This window comes from Streptomyces sp. NPDC006174 (genome assembly GCF_040614075.1).
In the GTDB taxonomy this organism is placed as follows: Bacteria; Actinomycetota; Actinomycetes; order Streptomycetales; family Streptomycetaceae; genus Streptomyces.
In genome coordinates, this window is sequence record NZ_JBEXTJ010000010.1 from 177,013 (window position 1) to 197,646 (window position 20,634).

A 20,634-nucleotide genomic window follows, 5' to 3' on the forward strand; every position below is an offset into this window, starting at 1 on the left:
TCAGGTCGCGTCCGGTCCGTACACCTCGACGCTGTCCTTCACGCGCCGCACATGGATGCAGTCCCCGGGGCACTCCTTGGCCGAATCGACCACGTCCTGGAGGAGCGGCAGCGGAACCGGAGTGGTGGCCCCCGGGTCCTGGAGGAGCTCGTCGTCGCCGCTCTTCACGTACGCCAGGCCGTCGATGTCCAGCTCGAAGACCTCCGGGGCGTACTGCACGCAGATGCCGTCGCCCGTACAGAGGTCCTGGTCGATCCAGACCTCCAGGTCCTGCGTGCCACTGTCGCCCGGCGAGTCCTGCTGCACGGTCATGTGTCCTGCCGTTCCTGCGTATCCGGACCAATTGGAGCCGGCCCTGACGGGTGTTGAACGCTTCGACGATACAACCGGCGGCTTTCCGATGCCGAAGGGTGGGTATTCCCTTGACGTGAGGGAGAGCGCAAGGGTGAAGATCGGACACACCCCGCAGTCTTTGTGATCTAGGGGTTTCAATCACCACCAGCCCAGGTAGGGTCAGGAAGCGTCCAGCTCCCCATGGAGGAGGTGAGGACCGTGGCAGCCCACGACGACGACATCAACCGCGGCACCCGGCCCGCGCGCGGGTCCGAGGACCCAGCCGGCCAGGTTGCCTATCTCGAGCAGGAAATCGCCGTCCTGCGACGTAAGCTCGCCGACTCTCCGCGTCATACGAGGATTCTCGAAGAGCGGATCGTCGAGTTGCAGACGAATCTGGCAGGCGTGTCCGCTCAGAACGAGCGGCTCGCCAACACGCTCCGTGAGGCGCGCGACCAGATCGTGGCCCTCAAGGAGGAGGTCGACCGGCTGGCCCAGCCACCGGCCGGTTTCGGAGTCTTCCTTCAGGCCAACGAGGACGGCACCTGCGACATCTTCACCGGGGGCCGCAAGCTCCGGGTGAACGTGTCTCCCAGCGTCGAGCTGGAGGACCTCCGGCGCGGCCAGGAGGTCATGCTCAACGAAGCGCTCAACGTGGTCGAGGCCATGGAGTTCGAGCGGGCCGGGGACATCGTCACCCTCAAGGAGATCCTTGAGGACGGGGAGCGCGCACTGGTGGTCGGGCACACCGACGAGGAGAGGGTGGTGCGGCTCGCCGAGCCGCTGCTGGACATCACCATCCGCTCCGGTGACGCCCTGCTGCTGGACTCCCGGTCCGGTTACGTCTACGAGGTGGTCCCCAAGAGCGAGGTCGAGGAGCTCGTCCTCGAAGAGGTCCCGGACATCGACTACGACAAGATCGGCGGCCTGGGCGACCAGATCGAGCTGATCCGCGACGCGGTCGAGCTTCCGTACCTCCACCCCGACCTCTTCAAGGAACACGAACTGCGACCGCCGAAGGGAATCCTGCTCTACGGTCCGCCCGGCTGCGGCAAGACGCTCATCGCCAAGGCCGTCGCCAATTCGCTCGCCAAGAAGGTCGCCGAGGTGACCGGGCAGCCCGCGGGGAAGAGCTACTTCCTCAATATCAAGGGCCCCGAGCTCCTCAACAAGTACGTCGGCGAGACCGAGCGGCACATCCGCCTGGTCTTCCAGCGTGCGCGTGAGAAGGCGAGCGAGGGCACCCCCGTCATCGTCTTCTTCGACGAGATGGAATCCCTCTTCCGCACCCGCGGCAGCGGCGTCAGCTCGGACGTGGAGAACACCATCGTCCCGCAGCTGCTCGCCGAGATCGACGGTGTGGAGGGTTTGGAGAACGTCATCGTCATCGGCGCCTCCAACCGCGAGGACATGATCGACCCCGCCATCCTGCGACCCGGCCGACTCGATGTGAAGATCAAGATCGAGCGTCCGGACGCCGAGGCCGCGAAGGACATCTTCGCGAAGTACCTGACCCCGTCGCTCCCGCTGCACGCGGACGACCTCTCCGAGCACACCGGCTCGCGCGAGGCCGCCGCCCACGCCATGATCCAGTCGGTCGTGGAGCGGATGTACACGGAGTCCGAGGAGAACCGCTTCCTCGAGGTCACGTACGCCAACGGCGACAAGGAAGTCCTGTACTTCAAGGACTTCAACTCCGGCGCGATGATTCAGAACATCGTCGACCGGGCAAAGAAAATGGCCATCAAGGCATTTCTCGAACACCAGCAGAAGGGTCTGCGCGTCTCCCATCTCCTCCAGGCATGCGTGGACGAGTTCAAGGAGAACGAGGACCTGCCCAACACCACCAACCCGGACGACTGGGCCAGGATTTCCGGTAAGAAGGGTGAGCGGATCGTCTTCATCCGCACACTCGTCACCGGAAAGCAGGGCGCGGACACCGGACGCTCCATCGACACGGTGGCCAATACCGGCCAGTACCTGTAATACGCCGACCGGCTGCGGATGCCTGGAGAGGCATCCGCAGCCGCTCGTTTTCCCCCGTTCCGGCCACGTCGGAACAATGTCGTAATTGATCTCCCCACCGGCGCAGAGGCGCTCTAGGCTCTGCGGTACCGCCGAGTCGCGCAGTGCGGTGACGGGCACCGCATACGCACCGGACAAGCAGCGGTACTTGAGCGTCGCTCCCGGAGGGGACCGACGCCGGGCAAGGAGGGCCGCATGACCGTACGGCGAGTGATGGGCATCGAGACGGAGTACGGGATCTCCGTCCCCGGCCACCCGAACGCCAATGCCATGCTCACCTCGTCCCAGATCGTCAACGCCTACGCGGCGGCGATGCACCGGGCGCGCCGCGCCCGCTGGGACTTCGAGGAGGAGAATCCGCTGCGTGACGCGCGAGGCTTCGACCTCGCCCGTGAGACCGCCGACTCCAGCCAGCTCACCGACGAGGACATCGGCCTGGCCAATGTGATCCTCACCAACGGTGCCCGGCTCTACGTCGACCACGCGCACCCCGAATACAGCTCACCGGAGATCACCAACCCGCTCGACGCGGTGCTCTGGGACAAGGCCGGCGAACGGATCATGGCCGAGGCCGCCGAGCGGGCGGCCGCCATCCCCGGCGCCCAGCCGATCCACCTCTACAAGAACAACACCGACAACAAGGGCGCCTCCTACGGCACGCACGAGAACTACCTGATGCAGCGGGAGACCCCGTTCTCGGACATCGTGCGCCATCTGACGCCGTTCTTCGTCTCCCGCCAGGTCGTCACCGGCGCGGGCCGGGTCGGCATCGGCCAGGACGGCCACGAGCACGGCTTCCAGATCAGCCAGCGCGCCGACTACTTCGAGGTCGAGGTCGGCCTGGAGACCACGCTCAAGCGCCCCATCATCAACACCCGGGACGAGCCCCACTCCGACGCGGAGAAGTACCGCCGGCTCCATGTGATCATCGGCGACGCCAACCTCTCGGAGATCTCGACCTATCTGAAGCTCGGCACCACGTCCCTGGTGCTGTCCATGATCGAGGACGCGTTCATCACCGTCGACCTCGCCGTCGACCAGCCCGTCCGCACGCTGCACCAGGTCTCGCACGATCCGGACCTGCGGCAGCTGATCACGCTCCGCAGCGGCCGGACACTCACCGCTGTCCAGCTCCAGATGGAGTACTTCGAGCTGGCCCGCAAGTACGTCGACGAGCGGTACGGCACCGACGCCGACGAGCAGACCAAGGACATCCTGACCCGCTGGGAGGACACGCTCAACCGGCTGGAGACCGATCCGATGAGTCTGGCCGGCGAGCTGGACTGGATCGCCAAGCGGGAGCTCATGGAGGGCTACCGCCGTCGCGACGCCCTGGACTGGGACGCTCCGCGCCTCCATCTGGTCGACCTCCAGTACGCGGACGTACGGCCCGACAAGGGCCTCTACAACCGTCTGGCGGCCCGTGGGCGGATGAAGCGGCTGCTGGACGAGGACGACGTAACCAGGGCCCGTACGAAGCCTCCGGAGGACACCCGGGCCTATTTCCGGGGCCGCTGTCTGGAGCAGTACGCCGACGACGTGGCGGCCGCCTCCTGGGACTCGGTCATCTTCGACCTGCCGGACCGCGACTCGCTCCAGCGGGTGCCCACCCTGGAGCCGCTGCGGGGCACCAAGGAGCACGTCAAGGACCTCCTCGACCGCTGTCGTACGGCGGAGGAGCTGGTCCGCACGCTCTCGGGCGGCTGAAAGGTGTCCGGGCTGGGAATCAATCACCCGAGGCCCGGACGTTGCACAACTACCGGGCCAAATGTCGGACCGCGTGGGTAGGGTCTGATCAAGAGCTTCGATTGCTTCGAACCGAGCGGGGTGAGCTACATGGCGACCAAGGACACCGGCGGCGGACAGCAGAAGGCGACGCGTTCCACCGAGGAGGCCGAGGAGCAGGCGCAGGACGCGCAGGCGTCCGAGGACCTCGCGGAGCGCCAGGAGAAGCTGAGCGACGATGTCGACTCGGTGCTGGACGAGATCGACGACGTCCTCGAAGAGAACGCCGAGGACTTCGTCCGCTCCTTCGTTCAAAAGGGTGGACAGTAGTTCACGGGTGTGAACGTCCGGTAGGTCCCGGGCGACCGTGACGAACCGGGGGGACGGGGTGACGGCGACCGCCGCGGCGGTCGCCGTCACCCCGCTCGCCCACCGGAGGAGCGCCACCGGTCCGGGAGCGCGGGATCGTCGCAGATCCCTCCGCCGAACATGTGGATCACCGCCCCGGGGCGGGTAGGGTCCGTGGCGTACGTTGCTTCAACTGCAATCCGGCCATCGGCAAGTTGGGGGATGATCCTGACTCTCTTGCGCAGGGCCATCGCAAACCTGGAGGGAAACGCGTGGAAGCCAACACTCGTAGCACCGGGCGTCTACCAGCTGCCTTCCTGACGCCGGGATCGTCCTCGTTCATGGACTTCCTGTCCGACCAGTCGCCCGAGATGCTCCCGGGCAACCGGAGCCTGCCGCCGCTCCAGGGAGCCATCGAGGCGCCGCACGGGACGACCATCGTCGCGGCGTCCTTCCCCGGTGGCGTGGTCCTCGCCGGTGACCGGCGCGCCACCATGGGCAACATGATCGCGCAGCGCGACATCGAGAAGGTCTTCCCGGCCGACGAGTACTCCGCGGTGGGCATCGCCGGCACCGCCGGACTGGCCGTGGAGATGGTCAAGCTCTTCCAGCTGGAGCTGGAGCACTTCGAGAAGGTCGAAGGCGCCCAGCTCTCCCTCGAGGGCAAGGCCAACCGGCTCTCCACCATGATCCGCTCCAACCTGGCCATGGCCATGCAGGGCCTCGCCGTGGTCCCGCTCTTCGCGGGATACGACGTAGACCGCGAGAAGGGCCGCATCTTCTCGTACGACGTCACCGGCGGCCGCTCCGAGGAGAACGGCTACGCCGCCACCGGCTCCGGATCGATCTTCGCCCGGGGTTCCATGAAGAAGCTCTACCGCGAGGACCTGACGGAGGAGCAGGCCCTCACCCTGGTCGTGCAGGCGCTGTACGACGCCGCGGACGACGACTCGGCGACCGGCGGCCCCGACGTGGCCCGCCGCATCTATCCGATCGTCACCGTCATCACCGACGAAGGCTTCCGGAGGCTGGGCGACCAGGAGTCCGCCGACATCGCGCGCTCCATCCTGGAACGCCGCCTGGAGCAGCCCGACGGCCCGCGCGCCGCGCTGCTCTGACCCGGACTCCGAGCCCTCCGAGATGCACTCGTCACTGACAGAAAGGGACGGATAGCCGGTGTCGACGCCGTTCTATGTCTCACCCCAGCAGGCCATGGCCGACCGGGCGGAATACGCCCGCAAGGGCATCGCCCGTGGTCGCAGCCTCGTTGTGCTGCAGTATGCCGACGGCATTGTGTTCGTCGGCGAGAACCCGTCCCGCGCGCTGCACAAGTTCAGCGAGATCTATGACCGGATCGGCTTCGCCGCCGCCGGCAAGTACAACGAGTACGAGAACCTCCGCATCGGCGGCGTGCGCTACGCCGACCTCCGCGGATACACCTACGACCGCGACGATGTGACGGCCCGTGGGCTGGCCAACGTCTACGCGCAGACGCTCGGCACCATCTTCTCCAGCGCGGCCGAGAAGCCGTACGAGGTGGAGCTGGTCGTCGCCGAGGTCGGGTCCGCGCCCGAGGGTGACCAGATCTACCGGCTGCCGCACGACGGTTCGATCGTGGACGAGCACGGCTCGGTCGCGGTCGGCGGCAACGCCGAGCAGATCAGCAGCTTCCTGGACCAGCGCCACCGCGACGGCATGACGCTCGCCGAGGCGCTCAAGCTCGCCGTCCAGGCGCTCTCCCGGGAGCCCGGAGGCGGCGAGCGGGAGATTCCCGCCGAGCGCCTCGAAGTCGCCGTGCTGGACCGCACGCGGCCCCAGCAGCGCAAGTTCAAGCGGATCGTCGGCCGCCAGCTGGCCCGGCTGCTCGACGCGGAAGCGGCGGGTGCCACCCCGACGGACGCGCCGTCCGACACCGAGGAGAACGACACTCCGGGCACCGCCGCCCCGGAGAACCGCACCCCCGGCACCGACACCGGGAATGCGCCCGACTCCACCGAGGAGTAGCCGGCACGCTCCCAGATGCCCCCGGGTTCCGGCCCGGGGGCATCCGTCATGCGTGGGAGGCGGCGGGCGGCGGCGCCGTGGAGCCGCGGACGACCAGGCTCACCGGCAGGCTGCCCGTATCGGCCTCACGGCCCTCCAGCGCCGCCAGCAGCGCGGCCATGCCGCGCTCGCCGACCTGCTCGGCGGGCAGTCGCACGGTGGTCAGCTCCGGTTCCACGGCGGTGGCGAGCGCCAGGTCGTCGAAGCCGGTGACGGAGAGGTCGTCCGGTACGCGCAGCCCGAGCCGCCGGGCCGCCTTGCAGGCACCGGCCGCCAGGATGTCGTCGTCGCAGACCACCGCGGTCGGCCGCTTCCCGGCGACCGCCAGTGCCTGCTCGGCCGCCTCGCGCCCGGCCCGTACGTCGAGCGGGGACCGTACGGTACGGACCGTGGCGTCCGGCACCGCGCCGACCGCGTCCCGCAGCGCCTGCGCCCGGACCGCGAACGTCCAGGTGTCCACGGCGGACGCCAGATGCACGAAACGGCGGTGGCCGAGGTCCAGCAGATGCTCCGTCACCTGCCGCATGCCGTCGGCGATGTCCAGGTTCACGTGGGCCGCCGCGTCCGTCCCGGCCGGGTCGCTGTCCAGCATCACCAGCGGCAGGTCGGCCCCGTGCAGCGCGCTGAGCGCGTCGGATGCCATGGAGGAGGCGATCACGCCGTCCAGAGCGGCGCGGGCCGAGGCGAACGGGGCGCGGGCCGGCCCGGTGCCGTCCGGCGACGGATAGAGCACCACGCCGAAATCGTGCTCGGCGGCGACGGCAGCGGCCCCGGTGTAGACCCGGGCGAAGAATTCGTTGGTCAGCGCCGGAACCACCAGCAGCGCGGTCCTGGTGCGGCCGAGCCGGAGGTTGCGGGCGGCCAGATTGGGCCGGTATCCGAGCTCCGCCGCATGGTCCCGGACCCGCTGAGCCGTGGCCTCGGACACCCGGCCCGGCCACTTCTCGCCGAGCACCAGCGAGACCGTCGCCTGCGAGACGCCCGCCGCACGGGCCACGTCGCGGCTGGTCGGCCGGGGCGGAGCGGGCTGGGAGTCGGTCACTCGGGCCTCCGTGCGCGATAATTCCGTGGTGCCGCGAGGTGGACCCGCGGACTGCGGACATGGTACGTATGAGCCTCGACGTTATACGTAAAACCTCGGGTGGCGGCAGCCGTCCGGCGGAGAGGGGCGGGAATGGCCGCGGGATATCTGGACATCCTCCGGGCGCGGCATGCCGCCCGGCTGCTGACAGGCACGCTGGTGGGACGGCTGCCGAACGGCACCGCGCACATCGCGATCGTGCTCTTCACCCGGGCCGAAGGCGGCAGCTACACGCTGGCCGGCGCGCTGGCCGCCGCCTACGGACTGGCCACCGCCGTCGGGCAGCCGCTGCTCGGCCGGGCCGTCGACCTGTACGGACAGCCGCGCGTCCAGTTCCCGGCCGCCGTGCTCTCCGCGCTCGGCATGGCCCTGCTGGCGGTCTCCGGCCTCGGCTCGCTCCCGCTGGCGTACGCGGCCGTCGTCGTCGCCGGAGTCGCCACACCGCCGCTGGAAGGCGGCCTGCGGGCCCTGTGGCCCAGCGTGCTGAAGGGCGAGGACCAGGTGCACCGGGCCTACGCGATGGACGCCGTGGCGCAGGAGATCATGTTCACCATCGGGCCACTCCTGGTGACCCTCCTCGTCTCGCTCTGGTCGCCGGCCGCCGCGCTGCTCGTCATCAACGCCATCGGCGTCCTCGGCGCGCTGTCGGTCGTCCTCTCCGAACCCTCGCGCACCTGGCGCTCCGCACCCCGCGAGGCCCACTGGCTCGGCGCGCTGCGCTCGCCCGGACTCCTGGCCCTGCTCGGCGCGTTCTTCTTCGTCGGCCTCGCGCTCGGCTCGATCACGGTGGCCGGTGTGGCCTACGCCGACGACCACGGCCGTGAGTCGGTGTACGGCTGGCTGATGGCCGCGCTCGGCCTCGGCGCGCTGATCGGCGGCCTCGGTTACGGCGCGCGGCAGTGGTCCGGCGCTCCCGAGCGGCGGCTGCGCGTCATCGTCGGCCTCCTGGCGTTCGGCTACCTGCCGTTGACGCTCACGCCCTCGGTCCCGGTCATGACCGCTCTCGCCGCGCTGGCCGGACTCTTCCTCGCGCCGGCCATCGCCTGCTCGTTCATCGTGGTGGACCGGCACGCGCCGCGTGGCACGGTGACCGAGGCGTTCTCCTGGCTCGTGACCACCTTCGGCGTCGGCGCGGCCGCCGGAACGGCCGTCGCCGGACCGGCCGTCGAGCTCGGCTCCACCGCCTGGAGCTTCGGCGTGGCGGGGGTCGGCGGGGTGCTCGCGCTCGTCGTTCTCCTGGCCACCGGCAGGGTCCTCGCAGCTCCCACGCACACCCCCGCCGTCGTGACCGGATCGGAAAATGATCGAAACGGTGCTGCCGAACCCGGTTTCAGCACCGGCCGTAAGGCGTAATGTTCAGTCATGGACCGCCGCATTTTCGGGCTGGAGAACGAGTACGGCGTCACGTGCACGTTCAGGGGACAGCGCCGACTGTCACCTGACGAAGTGGCGCGCTACCTCTTCCGCCGTGTTGTGTCATGGGGCCGCAGCAGCAATGTCTTTCTGCGGAACGGCGCCCGCCTCTACCTCGACGTGGGATCGCATCCGGAATATGCAACCCCCGAATGCGACAACGTGACCGAGCTGGTCACGCACGACAAGGCCGGCGAGCGCATTCTCGAAGGCCTGCTCGTCGACGCCGAACGCCGCCTGCACGAGGAGGGAATCGCGGGCGACGTCTATCTCTTCAAGAACAACACCGACTCGGCGGGAAACTCCTACGGGTGCCACGAGAACTACCTCGTCGCCCGGCACGGAGAATTCTCCCGGCTCGCGGACATCCTCATCCCCTTCCTCGTCACCCGGCAGCTCATCTGCGGTGCGGGCAAAGTGCTCCAGACGCCGCGCGGCGCCGTCTACTGCGTCAGCCAGCGCGCCGAGCACATCTGGGAGGGCGTCAGCTCCGCGACCACCCGCTCCCGGCCGATCATCAACACCCGCGACGAACCGCACGCCGACGCCGAGCGGTACCGCCGCCTCCACGTCATCGTCGGTGACTCGAACATGTCCGAGACGACCATGCTGCTCAAGGTCGGCGCCACCGACCTGGTGCTCCGCATGATCGAGGCGGGCACGGTGATGCGCGACCTGACCCTGGAGAACCCGATCCGGGCCATCCGCGAGGTCAGCCACGACCTCACCGGCCGGCGCAAGGTGCGCCTGGCCAGCGGACGCGAGGCCTCGGCCATCGAGGTCCAGCGGGAGTACTACGAGAAGGCGGTGGACTTCGTCGAGCGCCGGGGCATCCGCACCGGCACCGTCGACCAGGTCCTGGAGCTGTGGGGCCGCACGCTCGACGCCATCGAGGCCGAGGACCTCGACCGGATCGACACCGAGATCGACTGGGTCATGAAGTACAAGCTCATCGAGCGGTACCGGGCCAAGCACAACATGACCATGTCGAACCCGCGGGTCGCCCAGATAGACCTCGCCTACCACGACATCCACCGCCGTCGCGGTCTCTTCTATCTCCTGGAGAAGAAGGGCCAGACCGCCCGCATCTGCAACGACCTGAAGATCTTCGAGGGCAAGACGGTGCCCCCGCAGACCACCCGGGCGAGGCTGCGCGGCGACTTCATCCGCCGGGCCCAGGAGCAGCGGCGGGACTTCACCGTCGACTGGGTCCACCTCAAGCTCAACGACCAGGCGCAGCGCACGGTGCTCTGCAAGGACCCGTTCCGCTCCGTGGACGAGCGCGTGGAGAAGCTGATCGCGGGCATGTGAGCGGCGCCGGGGCAGCCCCTCGGCAGGCCGTGGCGTGACAGGGCCCCGTACGTTCCTCGTACGGGGCCCTGTCACGGCCCAGGGGGTGTCTTGCCGATCAGGCCGGGCTCGCGTGCCCTGGCACCGCACCTCGCGGCGTTGTCGTCACTCGCCATGGCTCCTTCCCCAAGCTCTCAACTCCGTTCGAGCAGGGGAGGCCCCATCCGACTCCCTCCTCCGCCTTGCGATGCACGGCACCGGACCCCGCTCCCTGATCCGACCTGATCGGCAAGACACCCCCTAGAGTGGTTCACCATCCACACCACAGTGCCCCCTGAGATCTGAGGAACCAGTGCGCCGAATTGCCGGCCTTCTCGTCGCCCCCCTCCTGCTGCTTTCGGCAGTGGCCTGCGGCAGCGACGACAAGGCCTCCGACTCCGCCTCGTCCAAGAACGGCGTGCCCGCGATCACCGCAGGCGCGAAGTTCGGCGAGAAGCCCACCCTCTCCAAGGGCAAGGGAGACCCGCCCAAGGAGCTGAAGACCGAGGTCATCAGCGAGGGTGACGGTGCGAAGCTCAAGAACGGCGACGCGATCCAGGTCAACTACCTCGGTCAGTCGTGGGACTCCGACAAGCCGTTCGACAACAGCTTCGACCGCAAGCAGCCCTTCGACCTGACGCTGGGCGCGGGCATGGTCATCCAGGGCTGGGACAAGGGCCTCGTCGGCCAGAAGGTCGGCAGCCGTGTCCAGCTGGTCATCCCGCCGGAGCTCGGTTACGGCGAGCAGGGCCAGGGCGACATCAAGCCCAACGCCACCCTCGTCTTCGTCGTCGACATCCTGAAAGCCACCCAGATCCCGGCCTCCGCCAAGGGCACCGAGGTCGCCCAGGACAACACCGACCTGCCCAAGGTCGGCGTGAAGACCGACGGCAAGGCCCCGACGGTCACCATCCCGAAGAGCGACCCGCCGAAGAAGCTCGTCTCCAACTACGTCCTGGAGTCCGACGGCGAGGTCGTCAAGGAGTCCGACAGTGTCGTGGTGAACTACGTCGGCATGATCTGGAAGGACGCCAAGGAGTTCGACAACACCTACTCCACCGGCAAGACCCAGACCTTCCCGCTCTCGCAGGTCACCCTCAAGGGACTCAAGACCGGTCTGATCGACAAGAAGGTCGGCAGCCGGGTCCTCCTCGTCATCCCGCCGGACCAGGCCTTCGGCGACCAGCAGCAGCAGGCGATCCCGAAGAACTCCACGCTGGTCTTCGCCGTGGACATCCTCGCCAAGGTGTAAGACTGTCCCGGTTGCCCAGTTCATCATTTTGAGGAGCAGTTCAGTGAGCATCGAGAAGCCCGAGATCGACTTCCCGGGTGGCGAGCCGCCGGCCGACCTGGAGATCAAGGACATCTGGGAGGGCGACGGCCCGGTCGCCAAGGCCGGCGACCAGGTCAAGGTCCACTACGTGGGCGTGGCCTTCTCCACCGGCGAGGAGTTCGACGCCTCCTGGAACCGCGGTACGCCGCTGGCCTTCAGCCTCGGCGCCGGGCAGGTCATCGCCGGCTGGGACCAGGGTGTGCAGGGCATGAAGGTCGGCGGCCGCCGCCAGCTGACCATCCCCGCGAAGCTCGCCTACGGCGACCGCGGCGCGGGCGGCGCGATCGCCCCGGGCGAGACGCTGATCTTCGTCTGCGACCTGGTCTCGGTCTGATCCGGTCCGCCGAGTGAGGGCTCCCGCCGTTCGGTGGGGGCCCTCACCGCTGTCCGGTGCACGGTCCCGCTTTGGTCCCGACACCCCGGGGCGGTACGGTCGACGGTCGTAGAGCACAAGAGAAAGGGCGTCGATGGCGATTGCCAAGGCCGAGCGGTTGATGAACCTCGCGCTGTGCCTGCTGGGGACCCGGCGCCCGCTCAGCAAGCGCGAGCTGCGCGGCTCCATCGAGGCCTACCTCGAAGCGGGCTCCGACGACTCCTTCAACCGGATGTTCGAGCGCGACAAGGACGATCTGCGCGAGCTCGGCCTCGTCATCGAGACCGTCGAGAACCTCGACGGCGACACCGGATACCTGGCCCGCCGCGACAGCAACCGGCTGCCTCCCATCACCCTGGATGCCGAGGAGGCCGCCGCCCTCGGCCTCGCCGCCAAGGTCTGGCAGCAGGCCCGCCTCGCCGGAGCCGCCAGCGGTGCCCTGCAGAAGCTCCGCGCGGCCGGCATGCCCGAGGCGGAGGACGCGTACGAGGTGCACAGCGCCCTCGAACCCCGTATCCCCGTCCACGAGGCGGCCTTCGAACCCCTGATGCTCGCCTGCCGCGACCGCCGCCCGGTCACCTTCGACTACCGCAAGGCCAACTCCGCCGCGCCCGTCCAGCGCCAGGTCGAACCCTGGACCCTGGAGTGCTGGCGCGGCCACTGGTACCTCGCCGGCTGGGACCGGGGCCGCGGCGCCGAACGCGTCTTCCGGCTCTCCCGCATCACCGGCACGGTCCGCTCCCGCGCCGGGGCCTTCACCGCCGAGGTGCCCGACGTCGTCACGGTCCGCGAGACCGTCGAGAGCTGGGCCGGTGAGACCGCCACCCGTACCGCCCGGATCAGGCTCCGCGCCGGATCCGGCTACCCGCTGCGTTCACGGTCCATATCAGTCCACGAGCGCGGCGACGGCTGGGACGAGCTGGAGATTCCGTACGGACACGGGCTGGATGCCTGGCTCGTCGAGTTCGGGCCGGACGTCGTCGTGGAGGAACCCGCCGATCTGCGGGCCGATGTGGTGGACCGGCTGCGCGCCGTGGCCAAGGACTAGGGGAATCCAGCGATGGCTACGAACGCGATCGACCAGACCCGCCGGATGCTCTCCCTGGTGACGTACCTCCGCGAGCGCCCCGGCGCCCACGTCCAGGACGTGGCCCGGGCCTTCGGCATTACCGAGGACGAGCTGATCTCGGACCTCGACGTGCTGCCCATGTGCGGCACCAGCTTCCGCGGCGGCGACCTCCTCGACATCGACACCGACGGCGACCGGATCTGGTGGCACAACCCGGACGACGTCGCCGAGCCGCTCCGGCTCGCCGCCGACGAGGCCACCGCGCTCCTCGTCGCCGCGCGCGCCGTCGCCACCCTGCCCGGACTGCGCGAGAGCGACCGGGAGGCCCTGCTCCGGGCCACCGCCAAGCTGGAGACGGCCGCCGGCGAGTCCGGCGCCGCCAGCTCCCGGCTCTCGGTCACCTTCGAGTCCGAGGGCGGCGTCTTCGCCGACGTCGACCGGGCCATCTCCGAGCGCCGCCGCCTCTGGCTGCGCTACTACTCGCCCGCCCGCGACGAGCTCACCGAGCGCGAGGTCGACCCGATCCGGCTCTTCGCCGTCGGCCACACCTATATGGAGGGCTGGTGCCGGCTCTCCGAGGCCCGGCGGACCTTCCGCCTGGACCGGGTCGCCGAGATCCGCCTCCTCGACGCCCCCGCCGCACCGCCCGAGCTGGAGCTGCGGGATCTCTCCGAAGGGCTGGTCCAGCCCGCCGCCGAGGATCCCGAGGTCGTCATCGAGGTCGGCACCGGCGGCCGCTGGGTCGCCGAGTACTACCCGCACGACTCCGCCGAGGAGCTGCCCGACGGCGGACTCCGCATCACCCTGCGCACCCCTGACCCGGCCTCGCTGCGCCGCCTCGCGCTGCGCCTCGGCGGCGAGGGCCGCATCGTCGCTCCGCCGGAGCTCGCCGAGAGCGCCCGGACGGCGGCCCGTGAGGCGCTCGCCGCCTACGACGCGGTCTGAGCGGGCCCGGAGCGGAGACGAGATGAACCCGACGTACCTCATGCCGGCCGCCCCGTCCGGACCGACGGCCGTTCGTACCGGGCAGCCCGCTGCCACCGGCGCGACGGCCGTCCGCACCGGTCCGGTCCCGGTTCCCGTGCCTGCCGCCGTACGGTTCCGGGCCGCCTGTCCCGACTGCCGCGGGCGCTTCGAGCTCGCGGCCGGAGCGCTGCGGCTGGCGATCGGCGCCACCAGCCGCACCACCTTCTACACCTTCACCTGCCCGGAGTGCGCCGCCGCCGTCCGTAAGCCCGCCGGGGAGCGCATCATCGAACTGCTCACCGGCGGCGGCGTACGGACCCTGCGCCTGCACGCCACTCCGTAACCCCCGCTCCGTAGGAAGAGGCACCGCCGCATGTTCTGGCCCATGCTCGCCATCGCCCTGGGATTCCTGGGGGTCGCCGTCCTCGGCGTGCTCGGCATCAAGGTCTTCGTCGAGGCGCAGCGCCTCGGCCGTCAGGTCGCCGACACCACCGAGCTGATCAACCAGGCCTCCGAGGACCTCGAACGCGCGGCGACCCGCCTCGCGGCCACCGGCGACAGCCTGCGCTGACGGGCCTGCGGCCTGATGTTCCACTCCACCGAGGGGTACGCTGCAAGGGTCGGCCCAGGCAGGAGGTGCGGGCCGCAAGCCGCAGTACGCACGGGCATTGCCTCGCGTTTACCCCTGCGGGTTACGATCGCTGCCAAGCGCAACGATCGGACGTATGTCCGGTCGACCGGGTAGCGAGCCCACCCTCCAGCCGCCTCAGTGAGAAGGAAGTCGCACATGATCGGCAACCTGAAGCCCCTCGAGATCATTCTGATCATCGCCGTCATCCTGTTGCTCTTCGGTGCCAAGAAGCTTCCCGACATGGCGCGTTCGCTCGGCAAGTCGGCCCGCATCCTCAAGAGCGAGGCCAAGGCGATGAAGAAGGACGACGCGGCGACCGCCACGCCCACGACGGAGACCGTCGCGGACCCGGCCCCGCCGCAGTCCACCACCGCCCGCACCATCCAGGCCGCCCCGGGTGACGTCACCAGCTCCCGCCCGGTCAACGAGCCCAAGCCCACCACCCAGGCCTGACCGCTGACGCGCTCCGCCGACAGCCGCCGCACGAGACGAGGGAAGTGGGTTGCTCAAGTCTGCCCGCAAGCAGGAGAAGGACGACGAGGGGCGGATGCCTCTCCTCGATCACCTGCGTGAGCTGCGTAACCGGCTGCTGAAGGCCGTGCTGGCGATCGTCGTCGTGATGATCGTGGCGGCGTTCTACCAGAAGGAGATCTACGAGTTCCTCCTGGCACCCATCCAGGACTCGGTCGGCTGTAAGAACGGTGTCGTCACCACGGTCGACGGCAAGTCCTGCGCGCTGCTGAAGACCGACACCCTCATCGGCCCGTTCACCAACGCGCTCAAGGTCGCGCTGATGTCCGGTGTGCTGCTGGCCACCCCGGTCTGGCTGTACCAGCTGTGGGCCTTCGTCGCCCCGGGCCTGCACAAGGGCGAGAAGCGTTACGCCTACGCCTTCGCCGTCGTCGGCGCACCGCTCTTCCTGACCGGCGGCTACCTCGCGTACGCGATCCTGCCGCAGACCGCCGAGATCATGCTCGGGTTCAGCCCCGACGACGTGCAGAACCAGATCGGGCTCGACAGTTATCTGGACCTCCTCGTCCGCATGGTGATCGTCTTCGGACTCGCCTTCGAGCTGCCTCTGCTGCTCATCTTGCTGAACATGACGGGTGTCATCTCCGGCAAGCGGATGCTCGGCTGGTGGCGCGGCATGATCGTCGGCCTCACCGCCTTCGCGGCCATCGCCACCCCCGGCGGCGAGCCCATCTCCATGCTGCTGCTGGCAGGCCCGCTCGCGGTGCTCTACTTCATCGCCGTCGGCTTCTCGCTGCTCAACGACAGGCGGCGCAACCGCAAGAACCCCGACGCCGAGCTCGGCGTCGACGAGGCCTCCGAGCTGGATCTGACCCCCGAGCCGGTCGGCGGGATCGAGCCCGTGGCGGCCCCGCGCAGAGCGCTGCCGGAGCAGGCGTCCGGCGAGGCGGACGGCTCCCGTTCGCTCCGGCTCAACGGTTACGACGACATCACCTGACCTTGTAGGGTCCGGCGGGTGACCAGCGAGATCACCCTCTTCGTCAATCCCACCGCAGGACGCGGCCGGGGCGCGCACGCCGCGCAGCCGGCCGCTTCCGCTTTGCGGGGTGCCGGATTCTCCGTTCGTACGGTCCTCGGTGAGGACGCCGACGATGCCCTGCGCCGGGCGCGCGAGGCCGTGGCGGCGGGGACCGGAGCGCTGATAGCCGTGGGCGGGGACGGGCTGATGTCCCTCGCTCTTCAGGCCGTCGCGGGGACGAGCACGCCGCTCGGTGTCGTCGCCGTCGGGACCGGGAACGACTTCGCCCGCGCGCTGGGCCTGCCGATACGTGACCCGGCCGCCGCCGGTGCGCTGGCCGCACGGATGCTCAAGGAGGACGGTCACCGGGACATCGACCTCGGGCGGGTCGGTCAGCGGTGGTTCGGGACGGTGCTCGCCTCCGGGTTCGACTCGCGGGTCAACGACCGGGGCAATCGGATGCGCTTCGTCGGCGGACGGTTCAGGTACCACCTCGCCGTCCTCGCCGAACTGGCCGCCTTCAAGCCGATCCCGTACCGCATACGGCTCGACGGCGGCGAGGTCCGCGAGATCGAGGCGACGCTGATCGCGGTGGGCAACGGGACGACGTACGGCGGAGGCATGCGGATCTGCGCCGAGGCCGCGATGGACGACGGGCTCTTCGACGTGACCGTGGTCGGCGAGTGCTCCCGCGCCACGCTCCTCAAGGTGTTCCCGAAGGTCTACCAGGGCACGCACCTGGGCCATCCGGCCGTCACCGTGCACCGGGTCGCCGCGATCGAGCTGGCGGCGGCCGGTGTCACGGCGTACGCGGACGGTGAACCGATGGGCGCTCTGCCGCTCACCGCCACCTGTGTTCCGGGGGCCGTGCGGGTGCTGGCGCGGTGAGGGATCAAGGGGATTCAAAGATCGGGCTGACTGTCGGAGGTGACGGGTAGGCTCGTAGCCAAGATGACAGAGGACCTCTCACCAGCTGAGCGATACCAGGCAGCCCGCGCCCGTGCGGCCGAGATGGCGACGGCCCTCGGGCCCTTCCGGGAGATGTACGAGTTCGGGCTGGACCCGTTCCAGATCGAGGCCTGCCAGGCCCTTGAGGCGGGCAAGGGGGTGCTGGTCGCGGCCCCGACGGGGTCCGGCAAGACGATCGTCGGCGAGTTCGCCGTGCACCTGGCCCTGGAGCAGGGCCGCAAATGCTTCTACACCACGCCGATCAAGGCGCTCTCCAACCAGAAGTACGCCGATCTGGCCAAGCGGTACGGCGCGGACAAGGTCGGCCTCCTGACCGGCGACAACAGCGTCAACTCCGATGCGCCGGTGGTCGTGATGACCACCGAGGTCCTGCGGAACATGCTGTACGCGGGCTCGCAGTCGCTCTCCGGCCTCGGTTACGTCGTCATGGACGAGGTGCACTACCTCTCCGACCGCTTCAGGGGCGCGGTGTGGGAGGAAGTGATCATCCACCTCCCGGAGTCGGTGACGCTGGTCTCGCTGTCGGCGACCGTCTCCAACGCGGAGGAGTTCGGCGACTGGCTGGACACCGTGCGCGGCTCCACCGAGGTGATCGTCTCCGAGCACCGGCCGGTGCCGCTCTGGCAGCACGTCATGGCCGGACGGAAGATGTACGACCTCTTCGAGGAGGCCACCGACCACGGCGGCCGCGGCGCCGGACGCCGTGAGGTCAACCCGGACCTGGTCCGCCTCGCCCGTCAGGAGAACCAGCAGGGGTACAACCCCCGCGACCGCCGCCGCGGCAAGATGATCCGGGAGGCCGACCGCGAGCGTGAGCGGCGCCAGCGCGGCCGGATCTGGACGCCCGGCCGGCCGGAGGTCATCGAGCGGCTGGACAACGAGGGCCTGCTGCCCGCGATCACCTTCATCTTCAGCCGGGCCGGCTGCGAGGCGGCCGTACAGCAGTGCATGTACGCCGGTCTCCGGCTCAACGACGAGGACAAGCGCCGGCTGGTGCGCGAGATCGTCGAGGAGCGGACCGCCTCCATCCCCGGCGAGGATCTTCATGTCCTCGGGTACTACGAATGGCTCGAAGGTCTTGAGCGAGGCATCGCCGCGCACCACGCGGGCATGCTGCCGACCTTCAAGGAGGTCGTCGAGGAGCTGTTCGTACGAGGACTGGTGAAGGCCGTCTTCGCCACCGAGACCCTGGCGCTCGGCATCAACATGCCCGCGCGCTCGGTGGTGCTGGAGAAGCTCGTCAAGTGGAACGGTGAGCAGCACGCCGACATCACGCCCGGCGAGTACACGCAGCTCACCGGCCGCGCCGGACGCCGTGGCATCGACGTCGAGGGCCACGCGGTGGTCCTGTGGCAGCGCGGCATGGACCCGACGGCGCTGGCCGGCCTCGCGGGTACGCGTACGTATCCGCTGCGCTCCAGCTTCCGCCCGTCGTACAACATGGCGGTCAACCTGGTGCAGCAGTTCGGACGGCACCGGTCGCGGGAGCTGTTGGAGACCTCGTTCGCCCAGTTCCAGGCGGACAAGTCCGTCGTCGGGATCTCGCGGCAGGTGCAGCGCAACGAGGAGGGGCTGGAGGGCTACAAGGAAGGCATGACCTGCCACCTCGGTGACTTCGAGGAGTACGCGCGGTTGCGCCGCGACCTCAAGGACCGGGAGACGGAGCTCGCCAAGCAGGGTGCGGCGCAGCGGCGGGCGGCTGCGGCCTCCTCGCTGGAGAAGCTGAAGCCGGGCGATGTCATCCAGGTGCCGACGGGCAAGTTCGCGGGTCTCGCGCTGGTGCTGGATCCGGGGCTGCCCGCCGGGCGGGCCAACGGGCACCGCGGGTTCGACCACCACGACGGGCCGAGGCCGCTGGTGCTGACCGCCGAACGGCAGGTCAAGCGGCTGGCCTCGATGGACTTCCCGGTGCCGGTGGAAGCGCTGGACCGGATGCGCGTCCCGAAGTCGTTCAACCCGCGCTCGCCGCAGTCCCGGCGCGATCTGGCCTCCGCGCTGCGGACGAAGGCCGGGCACATCGTGCCGGACCGGCACCGCAAGGGCCGGGCGCCCGCCGACGACCGCGAGATCCACCGGCTGCGGACCGAGCTGCGCGCCCACCCGTGCCACGGGTGCGACGAGCGCGAGGACCACGCGCGGTGGGCCGAGCGCTACCACCGGCTGCAGCGGGACACGCGGCAGCTGGAGCAGCGGATCGAAGGCCGGACGAACACGATCGCCCGGACCTTCGACCGGATCGTCGCGCTCCTGACCGAGATGGACTACCTCCGCGGCAACGAGGTCACGGAGAACGGCCGGCGGCTGGCCCGGCTGTACGGAGAGCTGGACCTGCTCGCCAGTGAGTGTCTGCGGGACGGGGTCTGGGAAGGGCTCAGCCCCGCTGAGCTGGCCGCGTGTGTCTCGGCGCTCGTGTATGAGGCACGCCAGGCCGATGACGCGGTCGCGCCGAAGCTGCCGGCCGGGCCCGCGAAGACCGCCATGGGCGAGATGGTGCGGATCTGGGGGCGGCTGGACGCGCTGGAGGAGGACTTCAAGATCAACCAGACGGAAGGGGTCGGGCAGCGCGAGCCCGATCTCGGCTTCGCCTGGGCGGTCTACATGTGGGCCTCCGGGCGCACGCTGGACGAGGTGCTGCGCGAGGCGGAGATGCCGGCGGGGGACTTCGTACGGTGGTGCAAGCAGGTGATCGACGTGCTGGGGCAAGTAGCCGCGGCGGCTCCTCGGGAGGGGAGCGCGGGGGCGAGTTCTGTGGCTCGTAATGCTCGGAAGGCGGTTGACGCGGTGTTGCGGGGGGTTGTGGCTTACAGCTCTGTCGGCTGACGGGGGCGGGGCGGGTGCGGGGCGGTGGGGGCGCCTGCGGCGGGCCTGTTCCCCTACCCGCCCCTTCCCCAAACCAGGGCTCCGCCCCGGACCCCGCTCCTCGAACGCCGGAAGGGCTGAAAAGCGGCGCGGACGGGATGAGGGTGAGCGGGGCCGGCGAGCGAGGCCAATGGGGTCACGTGCTGCGGCTCTTCATCGCCGCTCCGGCGCAGACCGCGCCCAGCAGCACCGTCAGGCCGCCGACGATGATGTTGTTGATGACCACTCCGGCGTCCGGGCTGCTTCCGACCACCCAGGTCGACACGATGATCCACGCACCGATCGCGCACATCGCCCAGCTCAGGCCGTACATCCGCTCGGGCATCGCGGTGAAGCCGAGGGCCAGGACGGCGATCGCGATACCCATCATGAGGTTGTGCGTCACCAGGGCGGGCTGACTGGCCGTGAAGTGAAGCACCCACGGCGAGACGGCGCAGTAGAGGCCGACGAGGAACACCGGCGCGTCCACCAGGGCCACATCGCGGCCGCCCATCATCCTGTCGTACCGCGCGCGCATTTCGGAGGCGTCGGGGTGGCCGGATATGTCACCCCTGAGATCACTCCTGGCATCCGAGACGTTGCTCATGAGATTTCGTCTCCTTCGGTCCTGCGGGCCCCGACGCCGTGCGGAGTGGGCGAAGGGTACCT

The 20,634-nt window shown here is 69.5% G+C and carries 20 protein-coding genes and 1 pseudogene; 18 read left to right on the forward strand and 3 right to left on the reverse strand.

Features of this window, described 5'->3' with window-relative positions:
- A complete protein-coding gene (locus ABZ267_RS23425) occupies positions 1–312 on the reverse strand; it encodes a ferredoxin (protein WP_356756522.1) in 312 nt (103 codons plus the stop codon).
- 240 nt (positions 313–552) lie between these two features.
- Here ABZ267_RS23425 and arc point away from each other — a divergent pair, with 240 nt between their 5' ends.
- The 6 genes and pseudogenes from arc to prcA all read left to right on the forward strand — a co-directional run bounded on the left by arc (position 553) and on the right by prcA (position 6,435).
- The gene (gene arc / locus ABZ267_RS23430; RefSeq protein WP_161268708.1) at positions 553–2,319 is read left to right on the forward strand and encodes a proteasome ATPase; all 1,767 of its coding nucleotides are present in this window, start codon (positions 553–555) and stop codon (positions 2,317–2,319) included.
- 234 nt (positions 2,320–2,553) lie between these two features.
- Positions 2,554–4,065, forward strand: coding sequence for a depupylase/deamidase Dop (gene dop / locus ABZ267_RS23435; RefSeq protein WP_356756524.1), 1,512 nt, complete (start codon positions 2,554–2,556; stop codon positions 4,063–4,065).
- Between the two features lie 129 nt (positions 4,066–4,194).
- Entirely contained in the window at positions 4,195–4,413 is a 219-nt protein-coding gene (locus tag ABZ267_RS23440; RefSeq protein ID WP_030114141.1) for a ubiquitin-like protein Pup, read from the forward strand.
- 152 nt (positions 4,414–4,565) lie between these two features.
- Positions 4,566–4,752 (forward strand): annotated as a pseudogene (locus ABZ267_RS23445) (endonuclease domain-containing protein); the annotation flags it as partial.
- On the forward strand, positions 4,704–5,549 hold the full coding sequence (gene prcB / locus ABZ267_RS23450; RefSeq protein ID WP_030570217.1) for a proteasome subunit beta: 846 nt from the start codon (positions 4,704–4,706) through the stop codon (positions 5,547–5,549). The pseudogene ABZ267_RS23445 and the gene prcB, both read left to right, overlap by 49 nt.
- Before the next feature lie 58 nt (positions 5,550–5,607).
- Positions 5,608–6,435: a proteasome subunit alpha gene (gene prcA, locus ABZ267_RS23455; RefSeq protein WP_356756258.1), complete on the forward strand. Its 828-nt coding sequence runs from the start codon at positions 5,608–5,610 to the stop codon at positions 6,433–6,435.
- Between the two features lie 46 nt (positions 6,436–6,481).
- On the opposite strand, the gene ABZ267_RS23460 is transcribed toward prcA, so the two are convergent.
- Positions 6,482–7,516 carry a LacI family DNA-binding transcriptional regulator gene (locus ABZ267_RS23460; protein ID WP_356756260.1) on the reverse strand — a complete coding sequence of 345 codons (1,035 nt, stop codon included), beginning with the start codon at positions 7,514–7,516 and terminating at the stop codon, positions 6,482–6,484.
- Positions 7,517–7,648: 132 nt separating this feature from the next.
- Here ABZ267_RS23460 and ABZ267_RS23465 point away from each other — a divergent pair, with 132 nt between their 5' ends.
- The 12 genes from ABZ267_RS23465 to ABZ267_RS23520 all read left to right on the forward strand — a co-directional run bounded on the left by ABZ267_RS23465 (position 7,649) and on the right by ABZ267_RS23520 (position 19,947).
- Positions 7,649–8,908, forward strand: coding sequence for an MFS transporter (locus tag ABZ267_RS23465; protein WP_356756262.1), 1,260 nt, complete (start codon positions 7,649–7,651; stop codon positions 8,906–8,908).
- A 9-nt stretch (positions 8,909–8,917) separates the two neighbouring features.
- Complete coding sequence (pafA, locus tag ABZ267_RS23470) at positions 8,918–10,279, forward strand: Pup--protein ligase (RefSeq protein WP_356756264.1); 1,362 nt, start codon at positions 8,918–8,920, stop codon at positions 10,277–10,279.
- 331 nt (positions 10,280–10,610) lie between these two features.
- Entirely contained in the window at positions 10,611–11,549 is a 939-nt protein-coding gene (locus tag ABZ267_RS23475; RefSeq protein ID WP_356756266.1) for an FKBP-type peptidyl-prolyl cis-trans isomerase, read from the forward strand.
- Between the two features lie 43 nt (positions 11,550–11,592).
- A complete protein-coding gene (locus tag ABZ267_RS23480) occupies positions 11,593–11,964 on the forward strand; it encodes an FKBP-type peptidyl-prolyl cis-trans isomerase (RefSeq protein WP_356756268.1) in 372 nt (123 codons plus the stop codon).
- A gap of 133 nt (positions 11,965–12,097) precedes the next feature.
- The gene (locus ABZ267_RS23485) at positions 12,098–13,051 is read left to right on the forward strand and encodes a WYL domain-containing protein (RefSeq protein ID WP_356756270.1); all 954 of its coding nucleotides are present in this window, start codon (positions 12,098–12,100) and stop codon (positions 13,049–13,051) included.
- Between the two features lie 12 nt (positions 13,052–13,063).
- Positions 13,064–14,017, forward strand: coding sequence for a WYL domain-containing protein (locus ABZ267_RS23490; RefSeq protein WP_356756272.1), 954 nt, complete (start codon positions 13,064–13,066; stop codon positions 14,015–14,017).
- 22 nt (positions 14,018–14,039) lie between these two features.
- Positions 14,040–14,381 (forward strand): hypothetical protein, encoded by a 342-nt coding sequence (locus tag ABZ267_RS23495; protein WP_356756274.1) that lies wholly within the window; start codon positions 14,040–14,042, stop codon positions 14,379–14,381.
- A 30-nt stretch (positions 14,382–14,411) separates the two neighbouring features.
- Positions 14,412–14,609 (forward strand): hypothetical protein, encoded by a 198-nt coding sequence (locus ABZ267_RS23500; protein ID WP_356756276.1) that lies wholly within the window; start codon positions 14,412–14,414, stop codon positions 14,607–14,609.
- 216 nt (positions 14,610–14,825) lie between these two features.
- Entirely contained in the window at positions 14,826–15,122 is a 297-nt protein-coding gene (gene tatA, locus ABZ267_RS23505) for a Sec-independent protein translocase subunit TatA (RefSeq protein WP_128850876.1), read from the forward strand.
- A gap of 49 nt (positions 15,123–15,171) precedes the next feature.
- Complete coding sequence (gene tatC, locus ABZ267_RS23510; protein WP_356756278.1) at positions 15,172–16,137, forward strand: twin-arginine translocase subunit TatC; 966 nt, start codon at positions 15,172–15,174, stop codon at positions 16,135–16,137.
- An 18-nt stretch (positions 16,138–16,155) separates the two neighbouring features.
- The gene (locus ABZ267_RS23515) at positions 16,156–17,046 is read left to right on the forward strand and encodes a diacylglycerol kinase (RefSeq protein WP_356756280.1); all 891 of its coding nucleotides are present in this window, start codon (positions 16,156–16,158) and stop codon (positions 17,044–17,046) included.
- 63 nt (positions 17,047–17,109) lie between these two features.
- A complete protein-coding gene (locus ABZ267_RS23520) occupies positions 17,110–19,947 on the forward strand; it encodes a DEAD/DEAH box helicase (protein ID WP_356756282.1) in 2,838 nt (945 codons plus the stop codon).
- 175 nt (positions 19,948–20,122) lie between these two features.
- On the opposite strand, the gene ABZ267_RS23525 is transcribed toward ABZ267_RS23520, so the two are convergent.
- Positions 20,123–20,572, reverse strand: coding sequence for an SPW repeat protein (locus tag ABZ267_RS23525; RefSeq protein WP_356756284.1), 450 nt, complete (start codon positions 20,570–20,572; stop codon positions 20,123–20,125).
- Positions 20,573–20,634: the final 62 nt, after the last annotated feature.